This is a genomic window from Ruminococcus sp. (assembly GCF_016283395.1).
The window spans coordinates 27,812-46,961 of the sequence record NZ_JAEEMU010000056.1 but is presented as its reverse complement, the minus strand read 5'-3'; the positions used below and the strand labels follow the sequence as shown (position 1 = coordinate 46,961).

The 19,150-nt window shown below is 40.7% G+C and carries 18 protein-coding genes and 1 rRNA gene; 5 read left to right on the top strand and 14 right to left on the bottom strand.

All coding sequences use genetic code 11. The features are described from left to right. The first annotated feature begins 42 nt into the window (after nt 1–42). A 5S ribosomal RNA gene (gene rrf / locus QZZ41_RS14595) occupies nt 43–159 on the top strand. Nucleotides 160–250: 91 nt separating this feature from the next. Then, a complete protein-coding gene (locus QZZ41_RS14590) occupies nt 251–2,008 on the top strand; it encodes a glycosyltransferase family 39 protein (protein WP_295073762.1) in 1,758 nt (585 codons plus the stop codon). Nucleotides 2,009–2,109: 101 nt separating this feature from the next. Here QZZ41_RS14590 and QZZ41_RS14585 read toward each other — a convergent pair whose 3' ends face one another. From QZZ41_RS14585 to QZZ41_RS14560, 6 genes are all read right to left on the bottom strand, one after another. Further along, nucleotides 2,110–3,198 carry an MFS transporter gene (locus QZZ41_RS14585; RefSeq protein WP_295073759.1) on the bottom strand — a complete coding sequence of 363 codons (1,089 nt, stop codon included), beginning with the start codon at nt 3,196–3,198 and terminating at the stop codon, nt 2,110–2,112. 242 nt (nt 3,199–3,440) lie between these two features. Continuing rightward, on the bottom strand, nt 3,441–4,601 hold the full coding sequence (locus QZZ41_RS14580) for an AbiH family protein (protein WP_295073757.1): 1,161 nt from the start codon (nt 4,599–4,601) through the stop codon (nt 3,441–3,443). Between the two features lie 114 nt (nt 4,602–4,715). Further along, entirely contained in the window at nt 4,716–6,239 is a 1,524-nt protein-coding gene (locus QZZ41_RS14575) for a diguanylate cyclase (protein WP_295073754.1), read from the bottom strand. A 30-nt stretch (nt 6,240–6,269) separates the two neighbouring features. Then, nucleotides 6,270–6,995 carry a cytidine deaminase gene (locus QZZ41_RS14570; RefSeq protein ID WP_295073751.1) on the bottom strand — a complete coding sequence of 242 codons (726 nt, stop codon included), beginning with the start codon at nt 6,993–6,995 and terminating at the stop codon, nt 6,270–6,272. An 815-nt stretch (nt 6,996–7,810) separates the two neighbouring features. Continuing rightward, a complete protein-coding gene (locus QZZ41_RS14565) occupies nt 7,811–8,386 on the bottom strand; it encodes a hypothetical protein (protein ID WP_295073748.1) in 576 nt (191 codons plus the stop codon). Between the two features lie 186 nt (nt 8,387–8,572). Next, on the bottom strand, nt 8,573–9,121 hold the full coding sequence (locus tag QZZ41_RS14560; protein ID WP_295073745.1) for a hypothetical protein: 549 nt from the start codon (nt 9,119–9,121) through the stop codon (nt 8,573–8,575). Nucleotides 9,122–9,530: 409 nt separating this feature from the next. Between QZZ41_RS14560 and QZZ41_RS14555 the strand changes: the two genes are divergently transcribed. Next, the gene (locus tag QZZ41_RS14555) at nt 9,531–9,857 is read left to right on the top strand and encodes a DNA-binding protein (protein ID WP_295073742.1); all 327 of its coding nucleotides are present in this window, start codon (nt 9,531–9,533) and stop codon (nt 9,855–9,857) included. A 3-nt stretch (nt 9,858–9,860) separates the two neighbouring features. Next, entirely contained in the window at nt 9,861–10,277 is a 417-nt protein-coding gene (locus tag QZZ41_RS14550; protein ID WP_295073739.1) for a hypothetical protein, read from the top strand. A gap of 45 nt (nt 10,278–10,322) precedes the next feature. Here the strand turns inward: QZZ41_RS14550 and QZZ41_RS14545 are convergent, their stop codons facing one another. The 8 genes from QZZ41_RS14545 to QZZ41_RS14510 all read right to left on the bottom strand — a co-directional run bounded on the left by QZZ41_RS14545 (nt 10,323) and on the right by QZZ41_RS14510 (nt 17,335). After that, nucleotides 10,323–10,907, bottom strand: coding sequence for a hypothetical protein (locus tag QZZ41_RS14545; RefSeq protein WP_295073736.1), 585 nt, complete (start codon nt 10,905–10,907; stop codon nt 10,323–10,325). Continuing rightward, nucleotides 10,908–11,822: a Kiwa anti-phage protein KwaB-like domain-containing protein gene (locus QZZ41_RS14540; protein WP_295073734.1), complete on the bottom strand. Its 915-nt coding sequence runs from the start codon at nt 11,820–11,822 to the stop codon at nt 10,908–10,910. A 60-nt stretch (nt 11,823–11,882) separates the two neighbouring features. Further along, nucleotides 11,883–12,779 (bottom strand): GIY-YIG nuclease family protein, encoded by an 897-nt coding sequence (locus QZZ41_RS14535; protein WP_295073731.1) that lies wholly within the window; start codon nt 12,777–12,779, stop codon nt 11,883–11,885. Between the two features lie 23 nt (nt 12,780–12,802). Then, nucleotides 12,803–13,048, bottom strand: coding sequence for a hypothetical protein (locus tag QZZ41_RS14530; RefSeq protein ID WP_295073728.1), 246 nt, complete (start codon nt 13,046–13,048; stop codon nt 12,803–12,805). A gap of 42 nt (nt 13,049–13,090) precedes the next feature. After that, nucleotides 13,091–13,693 (bottom strand): Fic family protein, encoded by a 603-nt coding sequence (locus QZZ41_RS14525; RefSeq protein ID WP_295073725.1) that lies wholly within the window; start codon nt 13,691–13,693, stop codon nt 13,091–13,093. Then, nucleotides 13,693–13,842: a hypothetical protein gene (locus QZZ41_RS14520; RefSeq protein WP_295073722.1), complete on the bottom strand. Its 150-nt coding sequence runs from the start codon at nt 13,840–13,842 to the stop codon at nt 13,693–13,695. Before QZZ41_RS14520 ends, QZZ41_RS14525 begins: the two co-directional genes overlap by 1 nt. A gap of 249 nt (nt 13,843–14,091) precedes the next feature. Continuing rightward, a complete protein-coding gene (locus QZZ41_RS14515; RefSeq protein WP_295073719.1) occupies nt 14,092–16,200 on the bottom strand; it encodes a zinc-ribbon domain-containing protein in 2,109 nt (702 codons plus the stop codon). Nucleotides 16,201–16,327: 127 nt separating this feature from the next. Further along, entirely contained in the window at nt 16,328–17,335 is a 1,008-nt protein-coding gene (locus QZZ41_RS14510; RefSeq protein WP_295073716.1) for a hypothetical protein, read from the bottom strand. Between the two features lie 295 nt (nt 17,336–17,630). Here QZZ41_RS14510 and QZZ41_RS14505 point away from each other — a divergent pair, with 295 nt between their 5' ends. Continuing rightward, nucleotides 17,631–19,088, top strand: coding sequence for a YfjI family protein (locus tag QZZ41_RS14505; protein ID WP_295073713.1), 1,458 nt, complete (start codon nt 17,631–17,633; stop codon nt 19,086–19,088). Nucleotides 19,089–19,150 lie beyond the last annotated feature (62 nt).

Sequence of the window (19,150 nt, the reverse complement as noted above, 5' to 3'; positions counted from 1 at the left end):
CGCATTACGCTTTATTCCTTCAAAAGTTTTCAATAATATTTAGTCGGTGCTTATGGCAATGAGGTCACACCCGTTCCCATTCCGAACACGGAAGTTAAGCTCATTCGCGTTGACGATACTTGGCTGGCGACGGCCCGGGAAACTAAATCAGTGCCGACACTCAAAGGACTACTTCTTGTAGTCCTTTTTTATTTGACAAGAACTCTGTAATGTGATAAAATTAACTATCTGATTTAATAAGGAGAATGAAATGAAGATCAGTCATGCCAACAAAAGCGGGACAGAGGATATTGTTTCGCGTATATTCGGATTTTTATCGTCACATTCGTATATTTCGGCTTTTATTGCCTGTATGCTTGCCTTGCTGCCTTTTCACGCTTCGGCAATGGAAGAGTCAAGATTTGGCATAGGAGCTTTGTTCCTCGTTTACTGTGTGGTATCCGCCTTTGTTATCGCTGTTTTGTGCGGACGGAAAGACTATGATATCAAGGTATCGCTGCCTTTCACTATTGCCGCAGCTGCCATAGGAGTACTTGGTATTTCCTATGTAAGGACGTTCAACCAAAGGCTCGCAATTGTCATGATAGTTGGCACTGTTCTTTCGCTGGCATTGTATTTTACGTTTTACAGGAAGGAGTTTAAGCGACAGTTTAACTGCCTGCTGATATTCTGCATCAGCTTTACTGTGAAGCTTACCTATGTGTTGGGAACTTCCGTTTATGAGCGTCAGCATGACGTTAACTGGTTCGGAGCACCCGATGAAGCAGCTCCCGGACACCTCGGCTACGTGGCGTATCTTTTTTACAATCATCATCTCTATGACGGTGATTACAGGGGGATATCCCAGTATTGCCACCCACCTCTGAATCACGCTTTAAGTGCGGTATGGATAAAGATACTGAACGGTATTTTCGGCATGGATATGGACAAGGCTGTGGAGTCCATACAGGTACTAACCATGTTCTATGCACTGACCATAATCATTACCGCATACAAGATATTCCGCTATTTTAAGCTGGACGGCAAGGCTCTTTACATACCGCTCATCATTACGGCTTTTCACCCATGCTTCACTTTCCTCGGCAGCCTCGTGAACAACGACGCTCTCGCATGGGCTTTGACTATGGGAGCTGTTTGGTTCACCCTCAAATGGTACAAGGAACCTAACATGAGGAACATTGTCTGCATCGCTCTTTGTATCGGTCTGGGCATGATGTCGAAGCTCTCAGCGGCTCTGGTTGCACCGCCTATCGCACTTGTATTTCTTGTTGTTTTTATAAGGAATATCAAGACCTCGTGGAAGAAATACGTTGGACAGTTCTCTGTTTTCGGCTGTATATGTGCTCCTATCGGGCTCTGGTTCCCTGTGCGCGGACTTATCCGCTGGGGCATACCTCTTACTTATGTGCAGGAGCTCCCTGAAATGGATCAGTCTATAAAAGGCATAACTTTCTGGGAGCGAATCACGGATTTTTCACTTGTTCAGGTGAAAAACGTCTATGAGAACTGGCTGTGGCGTGATGAAAACGGCGCACCACAGGGCTTTAACGAGCATAATCCGCTGATAGCTATTCTCAAGAACTCCATTTTCGGCGAGTTCATAAATGGAAACAATTTTGCGTCAAGGCATTATATGGAAAATGTCTGCGTTTTGCTTTTCTGGCTTGCCACTTTCATTGCAGCAGTTGCTTTCGTTTCAATAATTGCTGGAACTATCAGAAAGGGCGCGGCAGACAAAGTTCAGAAGCTTCTTTTCGTAAGCTTCTATGCTATCCTTGTGGGCAATCTTTATATGCTGTCCATGAATTATAGGTTCGTTTGCAGTATGAATTTCCGCTATCTTATGCCTACTGTTATTATCGGAGCTCTTTTCATTGGCTTTGTTATACCTGATGATGAAAAGGACGGAAGGACTGCCGTAAAGGTAATGAAAACAGGTCTGCTTGCCGCATCGGTGGTATTTGCCGCACTGTCCTCACTAGTTTATTTTACGGCTATTTTATATTAATGAAAATACTGTAGGGGCGGATATTATCCGCCCGAATTAATCGAGCAATATCTGTAAAATAAGGGAACGCCTTGTTCTGTAAGGCGTTCCCTGTATTATTTTTACCAGTATGTGAAAACAAAGCCTGCAAGGGGAGAGAGTACTATCATTATAACTGAGAAGCTGAATGACTCCACTGATGTGAGAGTTGCACGCTGTTCCGAGGGGAACATTTTTTGCAGTTTTGCATTTGTCCTTACTTGTAGTGCGTCATCGCCGACTGCGGAGATAAATCCGCCCAATGCAGCTATAATAAAGCTTGCAGAGTGTTCTATGCCGACTCCCGTAAGCACAAGGGCTGTTGTTATCATAAATATGACCTTATAGCTTACTTTCGGGAATTTGAGTATAAGTCTTGAACCTACAACGCCGCCGAGCTCCATAAACAGCAGAGCAAGACCAAGTCCCCATTGCGGTATACCTTTTTCGGGTAGCTTTGCCTGTAGGAAGAACAGCAGCAGTATGTCTACAGCTCCCACAAAAGAATTGCACAGCATAAGTCCGAGAGCCTTGCGAGCCTGTTTTAGAAATGAAATACTTTCCCTGACACAGCTAAGTATTTTTTGCATTGTGCTTTCGGAGTGGGATAATCCTTTGCTGTTGACTTCACTGAGTGTGGATATGACGTACAGCTGTATCATGCAGGTTAAGAGCTCTGTACTGTATGCGAGCCTGTAGCCTATTGCAAGGGCAAGACCTGCGCAGAGAGTGGATATGCCGCTGCAAACGCGGTATATTACCAGCTGATTGGACTCATATTTCTCGAATTTGCCTTGTATACGTGCCTTTTTCATTGAGTCGTAGGCGAGAGCATCGCCTGTGCCCGATGAGAAGTTATAACACAGCGCGTGAAAAGCAACAGCCACACATACCATGAACAGGTCATTTGAAGCTATCATGGCGATACTGCCCAGTATCTGCATAATAGTGCTGACTATGAGCATTTTCTTCCTGCCGAAAACGTCCGCCATGACTCCCGAGGGCAGCTCGAATATAATGCTCGTGATATGGAATATTGTCTCGGCTATGCCTATTTCGACCAGCGTGAAGCCTCTTGCAGCGAGTATGGCTACCCATGCTCCTGTAAGGGATAAATTGCCGAGAACAGATGATAAATATAGCTTTGATAATTGTTTTCTGATATTAAACATAAAAAATCTCCTTAAACTGAATTTTAAAAGCAGTTAAGGAGATAATGCGCATATTATATTATAGTACCTTTACAAACTTTAGCTGGCTAAAGCTGAAAAAGGGCGCACTATCCCCGCAGTCGGGAAATAATAACCTTTTTTCAGTTGTACGTTTCTGATTTTCCAAAACATACTATCAGCCTCTTGCGTTTGAATTTTTTATCATTGTATCATAATTACATTGTTTTGTCAATACGATATGATTATGGATTAGGGTTGAAAATAATAGATTGGTTTTCGGCTGAGGTGCGTTTTATAAGCTCTTCCTCGCCGATTATCTTTACAAGATTAAGGATAATATCGTGCAGATCGCTCTTCCTGTAATAGTAGATCGTTGTTTTGTCAGATTTTCTTATAAGGTTTGCTATTATATCTGCGTCAGTTGTTGCAAGGGAATGTCCATAAATATAAGTGTGTATTCTTTTTTCAGGATCATGCTCATTATAATCGATCAGTTCCTTATTTAACCACCTTGTATATGCGCTGCCTGTTCCTTTGTATATACGCTGATAGAATTTCTTGAATTCAATATATTCGTTATCGTTATTTTTTTCATCACCTTTAAGGTATTCACCTATTCCGAGGACGAGGTCGCAGTCTTCGATTTTATTTTCTTTTTTGGCTCTTCCGTGTATGTAGTTGCAGAAACCATTCTCGAATTTTCCTGAAAGATGTGGTGCGTATAATTTTATATATGTATTTGTATAATTAAAGTTAAGGACATGATCGAACCTTGTGCTTTTAAACGGTTCTATTTTTGTGTCTTTATTATGATCCATAAAGTGATCAATATAGTAATCAATATAATCAGTAAGGTATAATTCAAGGCAGCGTATAAGTTTATTCAGGTCTTTGATGAGTTCGTTTTTTATAGTCGATACTCTCTGGAGCGAATAAGAATTACCGTTAAGACTTAGACCGTATTTTAAAGGCTGACTTATTTTTTTTATTATTTCATAATCAGTTTCTATACTTTCAGTTTTTTTATCATTTGTTATTTCTTCGTTGTTTAATAGTTTTTTTCTTATGTTGTCCATTTCCTGAATTACATCAGCTATTTCTGCTTCAAAATCTATCCAGTTCACCTTGTTTCTCAGATTTTCTCTTAATCTGATTATAAAATGTTCAAGCCATGAATTGTTCTCTATTAACTGAGTATATTCAGTTTTTAACTCAGGTGACAAGTTTATAAAATAATCTTTATAAAGTTTGTCATAGTTATCTTTATCCAGCACAATAATAGGAGTATTGCTGCCCCTTATTATATGCCAGTCATAATTAGCCATGAATTCCAAGAACTCCTGATACCTTGTAGGCAGACCGTGAGCGAGATCAAAACCGTTGCCGATAACAAGAATATTCATAGTATAATCCTCCGTCGAAAAATGTAGAAAAAGGTCAGTTTTACTAATTATATCACGATGAGCAGGAGCTTGTCAACAAAAAATACCCCTGCATAAAGCAGGGGTACAGTGAATTTATGAATCGAGGTCATTGTAAGTGATCTGACCAACTGTAGCGTTTTTGTTCTTATTTATCATGTCCTTGAGGACTGTGATGATCGAAGTATTGATACCGCCGCTCTTCTTGCAGACAGATGATCTGAACTCGAAATTGATCCTACCCATAGGGGTATTCTGACCTGCTGTAAGACGTTTGTAAGCGTCTGTAGCATCTTCGATAACGTCTGTATATGCGATATCATTGATATTGCCCTTTACAGCAACGATGAACTCATCTGAGCCTGTACGGTATATCCTGCTGCCCTTGAATACCTGACCTAAGATATCAACAGTTCTGACAAGCAGCCAGTCACCGACATCGTTTCCGTAGCGGGTATTTACATCGCTGAAACCGTTTATATTGTACATTACGAAGTAATAAGGCTCTTTTGGATCTGCTGTCTTTTCTTCAAAATCCATTGAGAAAGCGATTCTGTTTCGTACTTCTGTAAGAACATCCTTGAACATAGCAGTATAAAGAGATTCCTTGGTTTTGTTGCTCTTGATGATAGTAGAAGCAAGCTTCTGATTTGCCTTTTCCTGCTTCTTGGAGATAAAGTTGAATATAAGTATAAGTACTATGACAGCAACGCCGAATGCAGCCATATAGATACGCATGAGATGCGAAAGTGAATAAACTTCGCTCTTTGTATCATTGAGAATGAACATCCATTTATAATCGGGTATGTAAGAGTAGATACCGATATATTTTGTACCGTTTTCCTTATACTCAAAGCTTCCTATCGTGTCCTTGCTGTTGCCGCGAAGGTCTTTGCATATGGACTTGATAGTCTTGTTTGTAGTCTCAGTACCGATGAGGTCTGAGTTTTTATTGAATATATACTTATCGTCCTTGACATTTATCATAGTGTAAGAAACATCTTTTACACCTTTGATAGAGAGTGTATCGAGTGTATTTACAAGCCCCTCTGTGTATATTCCGAGTCCCACGAAGCCGACAGGATCTCCGTTGTCTCCGTATACGGCTTTATACATTGATACTATCTGTTTACCCGATGCAGGGGAGATTATAATGCCTGTGTTGTATACTCCGTCGCCTGCACTTACCAGTGCGTCCTGAAGCTGGCGGAGGGAAGTTTCTTCTTTTCTTGTTGTAATTCCGACTGTTTCGGGATTTGTATGTGCGATACAGTGAGTGTTCCACTCGCCTATCCAGAGTCCTTCGAGGTTATCTATATCTTTTGAATAGTCCTCGGTATAAGCCTGAGCGGAAGCCTGAAGTGCAGAGTTTTCAGGATTGAGAAGGAGCTTTTTTACTTCGCCTGCCTTGCTGAAGTATGTAAGCTTATCCTCGGCATTCCTTACGTATGTTTCGATGATGTTTGCACGTTCTTCAGTAATTGTTTCAAGATTGCGGATAGAATTGCTTCGTGTCGTTGAGCTTATTGTTTTTGTGATAGCTAAAGACAGCACTACCATTATAATAAGCTGTATTATAAGCGCGAGGCTTATAGCAGACATCTTTTTTTGTCCTCTCATATTAAAAAAACCTCCCTGTTTTTTTAAATATTACTTCCTGAAGAAGCCAAATTTCTTTTTCTTTGTTGGCAAACTATCAAGAAACTCGTCAGTGTCATCGTCAACTGATCTTAAAAGACTGTTGACCTTGTTTTTCAGAAGATCGCCCGTAGCGTTTTCGGTGTTCGCTGCTGAAGTTTCTGAGACTGTTGTAATATCGGGTTCAGGGGTATCTGCATCAGATGCTGGTGGAACAGGTGCGGGGGGAGGTGCTGTAATGGATGCAGGAGGTGGTGGAGGGATAGGTGCAGCAGCGACAGCGTGGGCTGATGTAAATTGCGGCTGTATAGGTGTATGTCCGACGAAATTGGGATTTTCCATCATTCCGCCCATAGGTGGTGGCGGCGCGGCAAACATCCCGACCTCGTTTATGCTGATCATCCTGTCCTGCAGCATGACCATACACCCCATGTTTTCCTGTGCAAGCGATAAAATATAGCCAAGACAATTGCTGCATGGCAGCATTGGAGTCCTCATCTGTGTGCTTATCAGAAGAAGACCGATAACTATTCTTTCGCCTGATGCGAGCATATTGTTTACCGCGTCGATCTCGGCGTGGATAGGATTATTCATGTCTGAGCGGCTAATGCCGGTGAAGATCCTACCGGAGGCTGTCTGCAAAGCGCAGACTGTGTCAGACGGTGTAACAAAAGCTCCTGATTCTAAAAGTCTTATAGCTGTTGAATGAGCAGCATTAAAGATCGCCTCTGAATTCATTATTTCACCTCACATTTTTAAATTAGTAGCATTAGTACCTCGTGCTGCGGTGATAAAAAAATCCCTCATAATCGAAATACTAATTGATTTTGATTGGAAGGCTTGTTACTGCATATGTTCTTTATAATAAAATTATACACCTTTATATAAGTTTTCATCAACCCCTAAAATGATGATAAGGTGGATATTTCAACTTCAAAAAATGTTCATATTGTGCTATGAGCGGCAAAAACGGATTTTGTTTTTTGAAAGTTTGGCTTAAAATAGACAGGATTGAGGTTTGAGTAAAAGGTATTGTGTATTAACTAAAAATACATAATACGCAAAAAATATTACTTAATATTTAATACAAACTGTATAAATGGTAATCTCTGTTTATGAAAACTATATGCCGCTAAACAGTTTGTATATATCAAAAATATTAAGTAAGTCTGTTCGTAATAGCAAAATATATACTTTATGAGCGGCGGATAACAGAAAAACGGCTGCTTTTCGGGTCGTAATTGTGGGCTTTGACGAAAAGCCTCGATGAGTTCACTATTGCTTCGGACAGGTGTTATGATGATACGATATACGATGATATAATAGGGATTTTCGGAGAAAAAATGAGCTCTTTTCCGAGCATTGACTGCTTGCGGTAGCCAAAATGTGATATTTTTAGTAATATCTCCCTTTTGTAGAACATGAAATGTATGAGGCAGCAGAATATGTTTACTACCGGAAATAATAAATTTTTGCAGCGAATTATGACCTTATCATGGCAAAAGAAAAACTCGCAGGTAATACCTGCGAGTTGATGTTTCTGTGCGATTTTCTTATTTAATTCTTATTTCCAGAGCCTCTGCACGGCGAGACTGACCTGTAGTTCCGCAAACCCTGCCGTTTCTGGTGAATTCTGTCCAGCCTGTGTTTGCTAAGTGCAGTCTGTATTCGATAGTGTAGTATCTTGCAAGCTGACCTGTGAGTCTGATCTGAACAGCTTCGATAGCTCTTGACTGACCTGTTGTTCCTATCTCGAGCGTATTAGGTAAGTTTGCTCTTTTGAAGCCTGTCCAGCCTTTGCCTGCGAGATGAGCGTTTACTTCGATACCGCCGCCGCCAACAGGACGATTGATGATACCAATTCTTAAAGCTTCAAGTCTGAGTGATCTGCCTGTAGTACCTACAACGATGCTGGTTCCCGGGTTATCTCTGTCGCCCATTATTTTTGTTACAGGATCCTGCCAGCCAATATTCTGAACGTGTGCCTGAACACGGAGTGCAGGGTATGGTGAGCTGTAGTTAGGTGCTTCTGCTGTTGTAGTTGCAGTAGTAAATGCAAGAATAGATACAGAGATCACCATTGTAACTATCAGGCTGATGAGCTTTTTAACTTTGTTTGTACTTTTCATAATAAACCTCCTGTATGATTTGATTTAAAAATTATATTTTGAATAAATACATTTTATCATACAATAGTTAAAAAGTCAATCGTATATTATGATTAATGTTATGCATTTATTGCTCTTTTTTATGATTTCTCTTTAGCAGAATAATGGAACTTTACATATAATTTATCGAAAAATCGGACGTATTTTTCAGAGATGCTCGATATTGAAAAGTTCTGATTTGAATTTATCGCAGCTGAGCTCCATACTTTCACAGTTTAGTTTGATTATAAGCAAATAAAGCGCAACAAGTGAAAAAAGAACATTCTTTAAATTTGCGAGTTCATAGTTGTAGATGCCATTATCCTCTTTTTTAAAACGGAAATGCTTAACTTTATTATAATCTTTCCACCATTCTGCCGTATCATTTTCTTTGAATCCAACGAAAGGCTCAATGTTAATTTTTTGATATGGCGGCAATGTTGAACACCTCCAGTGCATTAAATTTTCATACTCTTCAAGAATGATGTTTATCTTATTGTTTATTCCGTATCGCTCTTTTGAGTTAGCTCCGAGCTTTTCACAAAGCTCATCTGCTACAGAGTCTATCTCGGAACAAATAGCCAAATACATAAATATTAATCTGTTAGAAAATGTAGAATAGTTTTTCTTATCTATGCTAACATATTCAGATAGATCGATTAATTGTTTTTCAATCAGTTTGTATTGTTCCCAATATAAAATGTTAAAATTGTTCATGTTTACCTCCAAAAAAATTACATTATATAATAAAAATACGCCCATCGTTAACGATGGGCGTATAATACGCTTAAGTCTAATACTAAGTAGAAGACTACCGTTTGTTTCAGGCTCTCAATGGAACCGTAACATTCAATTTTAATAAGATAAGAAAAATTATCTCTTTGAGTAAGGAAACAAGTTTCTGCTATTTTTAGTGTCTCGAACTCAAATTCAGATAAAGCCGTAGTTTTAGGCATTTCTGGCATCATATTCTGTTAGTTTTAATTGTTTTTCAATCGCTTTTTCTGGCGTGACTTGTCCAGCGGTTGACCATAGTTGTACAAGCACTATGCATATCTCTGTAAATAAAATTGATAACTGTGGTGAGAGACTTAGAGAGCTTTCACCAACGAAAGGAAGGTCTGTTATGACTATTACAGAGAAGAAAGAAATCGTAAATCAAATCATCAGCCTGCTCATTCAGCTTACCGTTGAGGACGATCATCACGAGACCGTGAAAGAAGTTCCTGTACCTGTTGCTGTTGAGCAGCCAAAACCCAAGAAAGACAATGTGTCTTTTCTCACAATTAAAGAGTGTACTGAGCTTGTACACGGGCTCAGCGATCATACAATGCGTATGCTTATAGCGCAGAACAAGGTCACATATTTCCGTGCAGGTGCAGGAGAACGTGGCAAGATACTTGTAAACAAGGAAAGCCTGCTGTCTTATTTCAGCGATACCGAGGAGGTGTGAGCTATGAGCAGATACAAGAGCGAACAGATCGCATACAACCCACTGAAAAAGAAATATGTTCCGCTGTGGGACTTGGATACCAGCACCGTGACCGTCACCCACTTCAATGTCGATACTCAGACCGAGGAAAGCAAGACGTACCATACCGACTTCATCAGGTATCATCTTCATTTCTCTGACAGCCATTGTCCCGATAGGCTTCGCAGGCTCGTCAACGAGGGGAAGATCATTCAGTACCTCGCTGATATGGAACTGAAAGTCAGTGAAGCTATCACACGCCAGGTGGAGCTTTGGAAGCAGACCGATAGCTGCTATCAGAAAGCTGTTCTCAGCGGTGATGCCGAGAAAATGCTCGGTCTGGATAACTGCTTCGTATACATGGCGAGAGAAGCAATTTTTGAGTGTATGGTTTATATTTGATCGTTTACGGCTGTGCCTTCGGGTACAGTCGTTTTTCGTTATGAATCATTTATTGGTTTTAACTAAGTGTGATGTGACGGTTAGTTGTTTGGCTTCAATTCCATTTGAACTATCATCCAAAAGGATATTGTATTTTTCTCTACTAAGTCGAACCAATACTTTATGATCATCATCGGTTTCATACAATAAATAGCCTAAAAACAAATAGGATGGGCAAAGATATATCTTTTCTGATTTTGTGATAACAATTCCAACAACTATGTATCCAATTGCATTTATAATTAACCATATATAATCGCTTTCAATAGTGAGTAACGATAATATATAGAATCCTAAAAAGCCAATCATATCAACAAGGCTGTTATTCTTAATTCTGCTGTATATACGTTCATTTGCATTCGTTTTATGGATTAAAATTGCAAAAATTATAAAATCCAGGTAACATAGTAATGATAATAATAGAATGATAATTTGAGAAACACCTTGCACTTTTATAACTTCTAAGATTGTTGAGTGTTTTGTAGTGTCATTTGTTTCTTTTATTATTATAACAACAAATCTTATGGTTTGAAAGATTGATAGCGGAAGATATGAAGCCGTGTAAATAACCCAATTTGAAAACTTAGTCAACTATATTTCCCCCTCAATCATTGCTACGCCTGGTCTTTGAGCTAAAAGAGATTTAAAATAAGCATCTGATAATAAATTGATAATATGAAACAGCTGAGATTTTTCTCTGTATATTAGTTTCTTATCTTCATCAAATTCTATATCTAATCCTAATTCCTCAACTATACTGGGCACTTTATCATAGTTTTCAAAGAAAAGCGGTAAGCGCCCATTTGCCATAATACTTGTAAAACGCTTCATAATGCGAACATCTTTCCTGCAATCATCTGTAAATTGATCGAAATTTAGAATAACATTCTTGTTTTCAATTTCTGATAATGCAGTATTTGTGTTGTTTAAGAATACATCTTTGTAGTTGAAAATTCTTTCTAAGCCTATATGATTTAAAATATACATATCATCAGAATAAACAATAATATCAGTAAACTCGTCTATTCCTAGAAAATCACTTTCGGTTGTGTTCAATTCATTATCAATCAATCTTGTTAACAAGCCTTTTCGTAGCTTTACAAGTTTTTGGAATTGCCTAAAGATAAACATTATATCATCGTCGATTTGGATTCTTATACAATAAAAGCCTATCTTGTCTATCCTCATTGTGGACATATCTATATTAAGATTATCTTCCGATAAGCTTTCCTGAAATTTCCGTAATCCATCTACGCTTGCTATACCTAATTTTTCTATGCTTCCGTCTATTGTCCCAACAGGATTATATGGAACTATGTTGTTATTTAACTGACTTTTAATAAATGGCAATATTGTTTCTAAAATACTATACTGGACAGCATTTGATACAGAAGGCTGATGTGTAATATACTTATTACCATTGGTGTTTTTTCTTGAGAAAAATACTTTGGTTATATTTGAAGGCTTTTCGGTTTCAATCTTGCTTATGAATTCATTAATCTCCATATGCTTGTGTCCTCATCTTTAAATTGTTTATAAATGACAGTTTCGATTCTATTAACATGATTAGATTTGATCTTCCAAATCATGCAACGTCTTACCGTTCTTAGTTTTCCATGAGACCCAGCCGTTACAGCTTTTCCCCGTAACAAATTCAGCAGCACTGGAAGGGCTGGTGAACAGCACGTCCTCCTGTAAGATATTGTCTGTGATTTTGCACTCCTCACGCTTCTTGCGGTTGCCAGGCGATATGGTATCATCTGCACCACTACTTGGAGCAATCTTGCTACCTTTCAGAACAACAAAGCCCTCAGCAGTCTGCTTGGCAGATGCTTCGACGGTAAAGTTGAGCTTCTTGATAGTGCGAGTGAAGAAAAGCTCTATCTCCTCAGATGCAGTATCTGTGGTATCTTCGATAACAGGAGCGGTCTTATTAAGCGGAACGAATATCTTATGTCCGAGCGTACCCATAATGAGCTTCGCATAGTCCACGAACTCCTCCAGCTCGCTCTCTTTCTCCTCCGTGATATGTCCTGGAGACGGATCATTTCCGTTCTTGACGATGTACCTGTTGGCTTCGATTGCCAGGTTGCAGAACTTATTTTCAAGGTAGCTTATCTCTGTCGGACCGAAGGAGTTGTTGGAGGTGGTGAATACTACGGCTTCCGTCCAGTAGTCCTTATCGGGATTCCGCTTATGCTCCATAAGGCGGTAGAGAATGCCCTCGCCATTCTTCCTGATGCCTGCCTGTCCTATATAAGCGCTGTTCTCCCCGGTATCATCGGAAACGCCAAAAAGGAAATACACACCGCTCCATTTCAGATCTTCACGGTTCTTGCATTTTTCTATTTCGGTACGAGGTATCTTATACGCAACACCTGTCCAGTTGGCAAGGGTACATTTTATACGTCCGCTTGCATCTCCGTCCATAAGGAAGAGATTTATGTTTTTTCCTCGGGGCATAGTATCACCTTCTCAAATAATAGTTATCTGCTGTTCCATCCGGATTCCTTCGCCATCTCCGCAAGAGCCAGATAAAACGCCTGCTGCTGATGCTGTGGATCCAACTTCTTGTAGGCATCACAAAGGTCGTGAACAGCTTTTACCACGTTCTGCACCTCTTTGCTTTGCTCCTGCTGATACTGAATGATCTGTTCCTGACTCTGTCGATAATAGTCGGGATTTACATACTGCTGATTAAAAAACTGATTATAAAATGGATTGCTATTCATATTTGTACCTCATTTCTTATTTAGACTTATTTCATTGTATCTCTATCTCTCAACAACACACGCCACGATCACATCACAAAACGCCCTGTCATCCACTACCGACCTTACCGCCGCATCGAGCATCGTATCCCGATCCACACGGCTCCAGTCCAGTGTAAAGCCATAATGGATTGCCATACACCGTATCAGCTCACGGATGCTTCTGCCGTTGCCTTCACGGAATGGGTGAATGATATTCAATTCCGACATGATATAGGACAAATGCTCAATCTGGCGTTTCCTGTCCGTTTCGTGAAGCATTTTCTCGCTATGCAACTTGGAAAACACCTTGTCAAGCTCTTGACCGATCAGGTGCGGCGGATAGAACATGGTATCACCCTTGCTGATCTGCTCACGACGAATATGACCTGCAAATGGGTAGATGTCCTCGAACAGAAAACGGTGGATATTCATAAGCTGCGTCTTGGAGAATCTCCCCTTGATAGGGGATTCCATCAGCATATACTGTTTGAGGGCGGTAATCTCCTCCTCCGCCCTTTTCAGTTCGTCCCTGTCCCTGATATTCAGCTTATTTTTCAGCACATCAGAATCCGGATAGCAGTAGAGCGACTGCACCGTGGTGTACACATCATATTTTGAAAACATTACTCCGCCCTCTGATACTTTGCTTTCAGCTCTGCCATGATCTGCTGGAAATTCGCCTGACCGCTGGCATATCTGTCAAGGTTGCGCCTGCTTGCTTCACTCAACGTAAGCCCCTCGATCGCCATTGTTCCGGCAACGCTCCGGATCATCTTCTGATGCTCCTCAGCACTGACCGGCTTTTTCTGTACTTGCGGTTTCATACGTCTGCCTCCTTTGATACATTTTCACCAGCTCCGCGATGCACTCGCTCACGGTGTTGAGCTTGCCACTGATGACATAAGAGTAAATCCTTATATAGATTATACCATGACTACGTTAAAAAAAGCAACACTATTCCCCAATTTCACGCTATTTTCAACTTTGACTCCGCCGGAATCAAAGTTCAGAACTGTCTCCATTTATTCCCAATATTTATTATGGCAATTAGGACAAGCATGGTGTTTATTTCGATTATTAACCGAGGATTTCCAACTATGCCCGCATTTAGAACATCTCCACCATACCATTTTATTTGATCCTGTTTTTACATCACAAGGAGTCAAAGTTCCGTTTTTTTCACTATCCCATTCCTTGGCTAACTCAGGATTAACTGTAAGCAAATCATTTATGCCCCTTATTACATACCGTCCTGAACAATAAGGGCATCCGCTTCCCTTCACTCTATCGACCACTTTAGCAGTCCAATCGTGTCCCTTATCACATATCCACCAAACTTTCTTGTTGGATTTGGGCTTAATGTACTGTGGCGCTTGTTCTCCGTTTTTTACAGGATGCCACTGTGCAGCTATGGTCGGATACATTGTTGCAAGATCACTTTCGCCTGGTATAGCGTAACGTCCAGAACAATATGGGCATCCTTGTCCAGCAGTCTTATTATTTATTACCATCTCATAAGAATGACCTTTCTCGCAAATCCACCAGACTTTTTTATTGGAACTTAACGTTACACTTTCTGGAGTAAGAGGAGAATTTCGGGTTGGATGCCATTGTGCTGCAATATCTGGACAAACAGAAGCCAAATCATTAAATCCCGTTAAGACTTTTTTTCCTGCACAGAATGGGCATCCAGTGCGTTGAGTAGTTCGATTGCTGATTATCGCCTGCCATTCGTGTCCATTACAGCATTCCCACCAAACTCGTTGATGACTTGCACCTGAAAACATTTCAGGACACAAAGAACCGTTTTTTTGTTTATTCCACTCCTTGGCTATATCAGGATACTTCTCTGCTAAACTGTCACTTTTGATGGTTTGCTTATATTGTTGATAGATTTCAATTCTGTCCTTCTCTATATTAACCTTTAATTCTTTAGAAAAGTTAGTTTTTGCAATTTTATCAATTAGTAGAAATAGTTGTATTACTGCTGCTGTTAGATTTGAACGGCAGTGATTTGGCACATAGTAAATCACATTATCAACGATACTGTTTTCATTTTCAGATTCTTTAATTCTTATCAGGTTGATACCATAGTTATGTAGAGCAGAATTTTTTGTTTTTTCTCTCTTTTCCGCTGCTCTTGTGCTATGAAAGTATAATCCATCATATTCTATTCCTATTTTCAATTGTGGCAGATAGATGTCGATCTCATTCTTTCCTAATTTAAAACGATTCTCTGCTTTCGTGAATTGACATAAATAGAAGAACACTGCTTGTTCAGGAAAAGAGGTTTTGAATTCCGCTTGGCAAAATGGACAACCGCTTCCTTCTGCCCGATCTGAAATGACTGCTTGCCAAGAATGATGCAGTTCACAAATCCACCACACTTTTATATTTGAGTGTGCTTTTACGGTATTGGGTAATAATTCTCCATTCTTTTCGTAATCCCACTCTTTAACTAATTCAGGATAAAGGGTTGAAAAGTCGTTGATTCCAGTTATCGCCATACGACCGGAACAATAGGGACATCCATTCCCGTTTACTCGGTCACATATACATGCCTGCCATTCATGACCATTATTGCATCTCCACCATACTTTTTTGTGAGAACCAATAGTCACATTCTGCGGAGTTAAATCACCGTTTTTGAGTTCATTCCATTGTTCTGCAATCTCAGGACAATTCGTTGCAAGATCATTATAGCCATACAGCACTTTTTTACCTGAACAAATAGGGCAGCCCTTTCCGCTTGTTCTATCTGCAATAATCGCTTCCCATTCATGCCCTTTTTCGCATATCCACCATACTTTCCTATTGGATTTAGGTTTCACATCTTTAGGTGTAAGGACTCCGTTTTTTGCATAATTCCACTGCCTTGCTAGTTCCGGATTTAAAGTTAAAAGATCATTAACTCCAACAATTGCATATCGTCCTGAACAATATGGACACCCTTTACCACTTGTTCTATTTATTATTTTGGTTTTCCACTCATGACCACATTTGCCTAACCACCAAGCTTCTATTCCTGACTTACTTGAAACATCAGATGGTGATAAATCCCCATTTTTAGTAGGATGCCATTCCTCAGCTAATTCAGGCTTTTCATATGCTAAATTGTTGCGTTTTTGCATTTGTTCACCCCCCAGAAATCATAGTATTCTGCTGTCTACATTATATCATAGCATTGCCGAAAAAGCAACACCATTCCCCGATTTTACGCTGAATTCAACTTCGACTCCGCTGGGATCAAAGTTTCTCTCACTCCGCCTCAGCCTCCAAAGCATACACAAAACTCATAACGTCCTGCTTCATCTTCTCATAGAAAGCACTCAGCTCCTCATCAGGCAGGCGGTTCTCGGCTTCATACTCATCGAGCTTATCCTGCATCTGCTTAGTGAAAACCTTGCGCTGCTGGTCATACTTCTCCACAAGTGCAGGATCATCAAGCACCTCGGCATACAGTTTTGTTTTCTGCTGACCGATATAGTTACTGAGCCTTGTGCTGTATACCTTGTAAGTACCGTTCTCTCTTTTGCGCCTTTTGGCATTCTTGACTTCTCGCTGGTAGGTTGCCTGACAGTTCTCTGATTCGCAGGCGACTGCATTTTTCTTTCCGAGGAATACCTTACCGCAATACTTACACTTGCAAACATATAGCTTCATCTTATGAATCGCAAAGCTGAAATCATAGAAGAAGGTCACAAGGGCTGTATCGGCTACGGTGTAAATATCGTTACGGTCATTTCCCCGTATGATAATCTTATCAAAACTGAGCCGAAACGCTTTCATATCGCTTTCGGAGTTGAAATCAAAATTCCAGTCATCACGCATAACCTCACGGATATGATTGAAAACATCATTCACATACTCGGTGGACTTCTTCAAGGCACGGGTATTGAAGAAAGCTCCTGCCTTGTCTATATCTGCTCTCGCTTCGGTGAACACACCACGGAGCGTGTCGGAATAATAACGTGTAAAGAAGTTGAAACTGTTCAGGCGATTATCATCAAACCTTTCCAATATCTCACGGAACACAGCACCCCTGCCGTTGATAGCTCCTATAAGCTCATTGGTGAGCTGCTCATAGTCAAGGAAGTTGCTCCTGAACTCCGTTATGTCCCTGAATACATCATCAAAGCTGATAACGGTGTATGCGTCCTCGGAGATTTTTCCCCATACGCTCTCGTTATCCTCAGTAACAACAAATATCACGTTTTTAGCCTGCTCGTCGATGCGATAGAGCAGGATTTTTTTATCTTTGCCCATATTACGCTCCTTTTCTATAACGTTCAAGATAGAATACGTTATGATAATTATACCATTACAACCTGAAAAAGTCAAGATAATAACGTTCAAATCATGATACGTTATAATATAAACGAGGTAATTAACGTTATTTGCGCAAATTATAACGTGATATTATAGATTTACTAAGTGCCGTTATGGTAAAATTGGATTGTCAGGAGAGAACGATACCTAACAGCGGAGCAGCATAGCCTATGTTGGCCGCCACGAATATAAAGCGCTTTATATAATAATAGAAGAAAGGCGATAATCTATATTGACCAACGACCAGTGGGCAACACCCACACTCCTCCGTCCCGACGGGACAAACCTCCTGCCGTTCCCTGTGAACGCCCTCCCACCTATAATAGGTGATATGGCGCAGGCGATAGCGACAACTACCTCAACGGACGTTGCAATGGCAGGGACTTCGATACTCTCGGCTGTGAGCTACTGCTTCTCGGGCGTGTATCGAATGTCTGCCAAGCGTGACCCCACCGAACCTCTGGTACTTGACACGCTGACGATAGCGGAGCCGAGCTTCAAGAAGTCACCTGTTATGTCACTTATAAAGCGTCCGTACATTCAGTTTGCACACGACTGGAATGAGAACAACAAGCAGGATATCTTTCAATCTCAGGCGGAACGCAAGCTCTTGTTGAGCAAGCTAGAAGCCCTTGAAAAGAAGAAAGATGTGACAGCTGAGGAAATTGCCAAGCTCCAGACGAAGATAAGCAATATCCCTGCAAGCAACTTCCGCAGGATAGCGGTGGACGATGTGACACCCGAATCCCTTGTGAACCTGCTCGAAGAAAACGGCACACTTCTTATGATCTCCGATGAAGCAGGAATGCTCGGCAATTTCAGCGGACGTTATTCCAATAATGTCCCGAACCTCGACCTCCTGCTGAAATCATGGAACGGCGAGACCTACATCAGCGACCGAGCTACCAGAGCGAGCATTGTGCTAAAAAAGCCCTACATGAGCATCTGCCTTGCCTGTCAGCCTTATGTGTTCGACGGTATGATAAACAATCCTGTGTTTCGTGGCAGCGGTCTGATAGCAAGGTTCATGTATTGTTTTCCTGTCAGCAACATCGGTTCACGAAAGTATGATACGCAAGCTGTGCCTGAGCAAGTCGCTGAGAATTACAAGAACCTTGTGTACAAGCTCCTCGGAGCTAAGTTCACCTACCATGACGAGAAAGAGCTTTATCTGCATTTCGATGCAAAGGCATACGGAGAGTTCGTTGACTATTACAACAACTTTATCGAGCCGCACCTTGTCACGGATATGGCTTTCTGCAAGGACTGGGGCGGTAAGTACCACGGCGAACTGCTCCGCCTATGCGGTATCATTCACTGTATCAAGTGTGCATTGAACGGTGTTGAGCCCGTGGAGAACCGTGTAACACTTGATACGTTCTGCAATGCCATTGAGATAGGCGAGTATTTCCGTGAACAGGCTATCTACGCTTACAGTCTCGGAGATGTTGACCTCGGAACGATAAAGGCTGAGAGGGTACTCAACAAGATACGCTCCAAGCATATAACCAACATCAGGCAGAATGACTTGTACAAGCTCTGCCGATGTACGCTGTTCAAGAATGCTGCTGACTTCGCTGAGACAATGGATATGTTGGAGGAATACAACTACCTCCGACGTGAGAAAGTGCAGGGAGCGAATGGGAACAACAAAAGCGGGATCATGGTTTTTATCAATCCCAACATATGAACGATCGACATTATCAGCATTTTCGGACTTGATAGTGTTGAAAATGCTGATAGTACACAATA